The organism is Pseudoalteromonas maris (assembly GCF_049257235.1).
Lineage (GTDB): Bacteria > Pseudomonadota > Gammaproteobacteria > Enterobacterales > Alteromonadaceae > Pseudoalteromonas.
In genome coordinates this window covers 76799-82798 of sequence record NZ_JBMMUF010000013.1, presented here as the reverse complement: position 1 = coordinate 82798, position 6000 = coordinate 76799, and the positions used below count along the sequence as shown (strand labels likewise).

Here is a 6000-nt window from a genome sequence, read left to right as displayed (position 1 = left end):
TTAACGGTTCATTCCGCAGAGAGTTTCTTGATGCCTACTTGTTTGAGAATCTCAGCCAAGTGCAAGATATGGCTTGGTTCTGGCGATTGGATTATAACGAAGAACGAACCCATGAAAGTCTGGATAACCTGCCGCCGGCAGCTTACCGAGAAAAACTGGAAAATTCTAATTTAGAACTGTGTCATTAACGGGGAAGTGGACAGGTTTGCAGCATTAGCTGTAGCTAATGCTGTTATTTTACTACTGTTCCTAGCTGCAGCTCTAAGCTCGCCTGATAGTAGGTGCTAGCAACAGCCGCAGCATGAGCTTTGTGCGTTGAGTGAGGGTATGTTTGCTTGTTCAACTGCCGCGCGTATTGATTCTTGGGTGGCAGGGGCTCTTTCACTGTAGCGGTCAACTAACCACTCGCGATTGTCTCGCGTTAACATGGTGAATTTCATCAACTCTTCCATTACATCGACTATTCTGTCGCGATAGGGCGACGCTTTCATTGTGCCGTCTTCATTGAACTCTTGCCAAGCTTTGGCTACGGAAGATTGGTTGGGTATGGTTAGCATGCGCATCCAGCGCCCCAATATGCGCATGTTATTAACGGCATTGAAGCTTTGTGAACCGCCAGATATTTGCATAACTGCAAGCGTTTTACCTTGGGTTGGTCTGACGGCTTCCAATGTTAAGGGGATCCAATCTATCTGATTTTTTAGCACTGCTGACACGGTGCCGTGGATCTCAGGCGAGCACCACACCTGTGCTTCTGACCACGCAACAAGCTCATGCAACTCTTGCACTTTGGGGTGCGACGTTGACTCGCCGTAGTCAAATAAGGGGAGGTCTTTAGGTTCGAATATTTTTACGTCTGCGCCCAGATACGTCAGTATGTTTGCAGCCTCTTGTGCCGCGAGACGACTGATTGATTGCGCTCTGAGTGAGCCATACAGAATCAATACTCGAGGTTTGTGGGTATTGAACTCGGTGTGCTCGGGAATAACGTTGAAACTGTGTTTACGTAGGTAATTCATTACATCTCCTAATGGCGTTTGTATCTGCACCTAATAAGACGTAATAACCATGATAAAGACGAAAGTTTTTGCTCAGGCTAGCGTATGTTTTTTGTATGTGACTCTTTGCCTCGCGGTTTTTGATGGTAATCGATGAGGTTGCCGTGTTTATCAATCTCAAAGTCACAGCAGCGCTCAAAGAGTATTTTAAGTTCAGCTCGGCTTTTTTGTGTTCTTGACTTAAGAGTGGAGTAGCTGATCCCCAATCGTTGCGCTTCTTGCTTTTGCGAGTGGCCCTCTAAGTCTATTTTTCTGATCAGATCAGCTTGAGCTTCGGGCATCGCCTGCAAAAAAGGCTCTATACATTTAATTAAATCGGCTTTTATGGAGTATTCTGGCGCGTCTGCAACGTCAAACAATAGGTCATCTTGTTGATGAGACTGTTGGCGATAAAAGTCCGTGATGGTGTTTCTCGCAATTTGGAATAGCCAAGACTTTATACTGCGTTGGTCTTTTAGCTGGTGCAGGTGCAAATGGGTTTTGAGCAAGATTTCTTGCAGCAATTCCTCTACATCGGCCTCGTTGGCTATTTTACTTCGCAAGAAGGAACGCAAGCTGTGTTTATACTCGGCCCAAATCTGTTCTATACGCATATTACATCCTCTGTATGTCTGAAGGTATGCCAGTAATCCCAGCCAAAAAGACCTTCATCGTGTACGTGCAACTCCCTAGTTTTGCCATATTCAAAGTATGAAAGCTATTGCTTTTGCATGCCTTTTTTACGATGTACTTATTTCAACGCAATCCATTTGGTTTTACGCCCACAACCTCATATAGTTTTGATTAACTTACAGCCAGTTAAATAATACCTTGGATAACAATGAAAACACTACTGGGTTCACTTTTGGTCTGTTTAGGCCTTTGCACCTCTGTTGCTGCTGAGCAATTTTCACAGGGTCGCGAAATTAGCGAGATGCCGGATGTCTTGTCGTTTAAAGAGCGTGTGGCACCGATTAATGAGATGGTTACAGACAGGCTGGATAACTTACTGCCACAGTTAATGCGCGAGGCGGATTTGGACATGTGGCTGGTGGTCAACCGTGAATACGGGGAAGACCGTTTGTTTTACACACTGGTGCCGCAACCGACTTTTGCAGCAAGGCGAACCACTATATTGGTATTCGCTAAGCAAGAAGACGGCAGTATTGAGCGCTTTAGTGTGAGTCGTTACCCCATTGGCGAGCTTTACCCAACGGTGTGGGAAGGCGGCACATTGCAAGACCAATGGCAACGCTTAGCAGAGGTCGTGGCAGAGCGAGATCCTCAGCGTATTGGCATTAATATCAGTAAAGATTGGGCCTTGGCAGATGGCTTAAGCATTGGCTTGCACCAGCAGCTTGTTAAGTACCTACCGAAGAAGTATGAACAGCGTTTGGTGAGCGCTGAAAATCTAGTGGTGCGATGGTTAGAAACGCGCAGCGACAAGGAACTCAATGTGTATCCACAGGCGGTGACAATTGCACGTCGTGTAATTGCTGAGGCATTCTCAAATAAAGTGATTACCCCAGGGGCGACCACCACCGACGATGTGGCGTGGTACATTCGTGAACGTTTTGAAGAGCTACAACTGCGTCCTTGGTTCCAACCTTATGTGAATATTCAACGCCAAGGCGATGACACCAAAAAAGACGATGTGTACATGGGTAAAAGCGACCGCGTGATTCTTCCGGGGGATGTATTGCACACCGATGTGGGTATTTGTTACTTGAACCTTTGCACTGATACCCAAGAAATGGGCTATGTACTTAAACTGGGTGAAACCGACGTGCCACAAGGGCTCAAAAATGCGTTGGCGATAGGTAATCGTTGGCAAGATATCCTCACCAGCAACTTCAAAACAGGGCTAACGGGCAACGAGATACTGGCTAACACCATTAAAGACAGCAAAGCGGCCAACATTCTGAGCAGCACTTACACTCACCCGTTAGGTTTTGTGGGTCATGCATCGGGGCCAACCATTGGTATGTGGGATAACCAAGGGCCAACCCCAGTGCAAGGCGATTGGCCGTTGTACGGCAATACCGCCTATGCTATTGAAGGAAATATAAAAACACAGGTGCCCGAGTGGGATAATCAATGGCTGCAAATTAAGCTAGAGCAAGGCGCAGTATTTGATGGCAAAGATGTGTGGTACTTGGCTGGGCGTCAAACCACATGGCATGTTATTCGTTAACACCACGCGCAATTGAGATTATTACAACAACGCCGTGTTGGTCATTACTAGACTAATGCGGCGTTGTTGTTTTTTGCACTCTTCGTGCGTATGTTGGTCGCACTGGTTTTTTAGAATACCGATTATGTTCAATATCTTACTGCCTTTTATCTTCATCACTGCGCTCAGTCATATTGCTTTCGATGGCCTTAAAAAAGACGCACTGTGTTATGTTTTTAAACCTTTAACAACCGTGTTGATTATTGCCTTAGCGTGGTCACAAACTAGCACGCTTACGGCTGTGCATTACTGGGTGTTTGTGGGGTTGGTGTTGTCTTTGCTCGGCGACATCTTCTTGATGCTCAAAAAAGACTATTTCTTGCAAGGGCTGATAGCGTTCTTCTTTGCTCATGTGGCGTATGTGGTTGCTTTTACGCACACCTGTGAGTTTGCGTTGAGTACGATGTTGCTGGTGGCGTTACTTGTTTATGCTGGGTTATTAATAGCCATATTAAACAAGCAATTAGGCAGGTTACGTATTCCTGTTTATGCCTACGCCGCGGCACTTACTTTAATGGTGCTCACCAGTTATAACTTCTATCAAGTATCCGATTACCAATTGGGCGTGTTTACGTTTGTGGGGGCACTGTTTTTTATGGTGTCAGACTCTATTCTAGCTTACCGTCGCTTTATAAAAAGTTATATCTGGAGCCAACCTGCCATCCTGCTCACGTACTACTTAGCACAAACCTTGATTGCACTGAGCCTAACGAATTAATTTCCCCCAAAACCTAAGCGCTCACTTAGTGTGTGTTAGTTTGTGCTGGATCATTGCGCAAATAGCACCCCAAATCTATGCTTTTTGTATCAATGTTGATTAATGATATCAGTACCTTATACGCGCATGGAAAACCTGACGATAGCCATGGCAGGGCTAACCGCCATTATTCTCTTTATTTTTGGGTTGGAGAATTTCTCTCGAGAGATTGAGAGTATTTCTGGCGAGCGCTTTCGTAAGTCGTTAAGTAAGGCAACGAACATCCCCATCATAGGCGTGCTAATTGGTGCTGTGGTTACAGCCTTTATTCAATCAAGCTCGGCTACCTCGGTTATCACCATTAGTCTTGTTAATGCTGGGGTGTTAACGTTCAAAAACAGTGTGGGCATTATTTTTGGCTCGAATGTTGGCACCACGATTACCGCACAGCTGGTGGCCTTTAAACTCACTGTATTTGCGCCGGTGATCATTATTATCGGCTTTTTTTTGTCGTTAACGCGCAACCGCTTTTCAATTTTTGGCAAGGCCATTTTCTATTTTGGTTTTGTGTTTTTTAGCTTGAATTTGATTTCGTCGTCGCTCGCACCCTTGCAAAATAACCCAGCGCTGATTGATATATTAACGCAACCGCAAAACCCGCTGATAGCCATTTTGGTGGGCTGCTTATTTACCGCATTGGTGCAATCGAGCTCAGTAACAACAGGTTTAGCTATTATCTTTACTCAACAAGGCGTGTTGGGCCTTGAGAATGCAGTGCCCATCATTATGGGCGCTAACATTGGCACCACAGCGACGGCGATGATTGCCGTATTTGGCATGGATATCGCCGCTAAAAAGGCGGCGCTTAGTCACTTTTTGTTTAACGTGGGTGGGGTGTTGCTGTTTTTACCCGTGATTTTATTATTTGGCTATAAACTCAGTGACATTACCATTGACCCCGCTATTGCTTTGGCGAATATCCACTTTATTTTCAACGTAGTGGCGAGTTTAATCTTTATTATTTTCCTAACGCCCTTCACGCGCTTTGTTGATTTCTTGTTAGGGGAGGGGAAGATGGATTTTGAGCGCCTAGAGTTGCCTACCTATCAAGAAGATGAGGAGTTTGAACACATTATCGATAGGCTTGAGCACGTCAATGAGCAGCTACTCAACTTCCTAAAAGAGAACTACAACCAAGTTACGCTCAGTTTAGAAACTAACTACAAAGGCATTGAAGATACCGCTCATAAGCGGCTGGAATATGTTCGTTTTGTGGAAAAAGAGTACATCACTTACTTCACTAATATTGTTAGTAAAATCAACGATGAAGAGCAGTCTAAGGAATTAATGCTGCAAATTAATCGCTTTGATTATTTGTTCCAAATTCACGACTCGATTAGTGACTTGTTTGAGAGTAAGCGCATTATGAATGAACAATTCATTGAGTTGCGCAGTGACATTTTGATTTTGATCAGAGAGCTCTCGAGCGACACCCTAACCTTGTTCAGTCAAACCAGTGAGCATCCTGACGAAGGTAAGAGTGATGGTATTGATAAAGCGGCGAAGGTATTACAGCTTCACCTTAATCAGGCCCAACGTAAACTACTGATGCTCCTAGCTGACACCAATCGCAAAGACGCGGGCGCACTAACCAACTTTGTCACCTACTCTCAAAGACTCAAAGATAAGCTATTGAACTTACATAAAATGTCGTCGCATAAAAGTACCGAGGTGTAGTGGGGGTGGCGACTGAAGTCGCGTTGTGAGTATGTTTAACTTCCAAGGAGAGGCTTAATTTGCCAGCTGGTTGTACCAAATATCAATACAGTGACATTGATGAATATTCACATATACTCAAACTTACGGGTCTCAGCTACATACAATCAGAATAAGTTGAGGCTTTTTGAATGCTTGTCGTTTATTAGCAACGCATTGAAGTGTTTACCTCGAGTAGTTGTCAGCAAGGGAAACTCATCCTGCAGATTGTTACCTTAATACCTTAGGGAATGGCGAGTGTTGTGCAAGTACAACAA

The 6000-nt window shown here is 44.7% G+C and carries 6 protein-coding genes; 4 read left to right on the top strand and 2 right to left on the bottom strand.

Going from position 1 to position 6000, the window contains the following annotated elements:
- The coding region (locus tag AAEU32_RS14915) for an integrase core domain-containing protein (protein ID WP_421971329.1) at positions 1 to 188 on the top strand (188 nt) is incomplete at its 5' end.
- Between the two features lie 96 nt (positions 189 to 284).
- Here AAEU32_RS14915 and arsH read toward each other — a convergent pair.
- Together arsH and sigZ are read right to left on the bottom strand one after the other, a co-directional pair.
- Positions 285 to 1019 carry an arsenical resistance protein ArsH gene (arsH, locus tag AAEU32_RS14910; RefSeq protein WP_421971328.1) on the bottom strand — a complete coding sequence of 245 codons (735 nt, stop codon included), beginning with the start codon at positions 1017 to 1019 and terminating at the stop codon, positions 285 to 287.
- 77 nt (positions 1020 to 1096) lie between these two features.
- Positions 1097 to 1651, bottom strand: a complete 555-nt coding sequence (gene sigZ / locus AAEU32_RS14905) for an RNA polymerase sigma factor SigZ (RefSeq protein ID WP_421971327.1) — start codon at positions 1649 to 1651, stop codon at positions 1097 to 1099.
- Between the two features lie 227 nt (positions 1652 to 1878).
- Between sigZ and AAEU32_RS14900 the strand changes: the two genes are divergently transcribed.
- The 3 genes from AAEU32_RS14900 to AAEU32_RS14890 all read left to right on the top strand — a co-directional run bounded on the left by AAEU32_RS14900 (position 1879) and on the right by AAEU32_RS14890 (position 5704).
- Positions 1879 to 3231, top strand: coding sequence for a M24 family metallopeptidase (locus AAEU32_RS14900; protein ID WP_421971326.1), 1353 nt, complete (start codon positions 1879 to 1881; stop codon positions 3229 to 3231).
- Between the two features lie 124 nt (positions 3232 to 3355).
- Positions 3356 to 3988: a lysoplasmalogenase gene (locus AAEU32_RS14895; RefSeq protein ID WP_421971325.1), complete on the top strand. Its 633-nt coding sequence runs from the start codon at positions 3356 to 3358 to the stop codon at positions 3986 to 3988.
- A gap of 102 nt (positions 3989 to 4090) precedes the next feature.
- The gene (locus AAEU32_RS14890; RefSeq protein ID WP_421971324.1) at positions 4091 to 5704 is read left to right on the top strand and encodes a Na/Pi cotransporter family protein; all 1614 of its coding nucleotides are present in this window, start codon (positions 4091 to 4093) and stop codon (positions 5702 to 5704) included.
- Positions 5705 to 6000 lie beyond the last annotated feature (296 nt).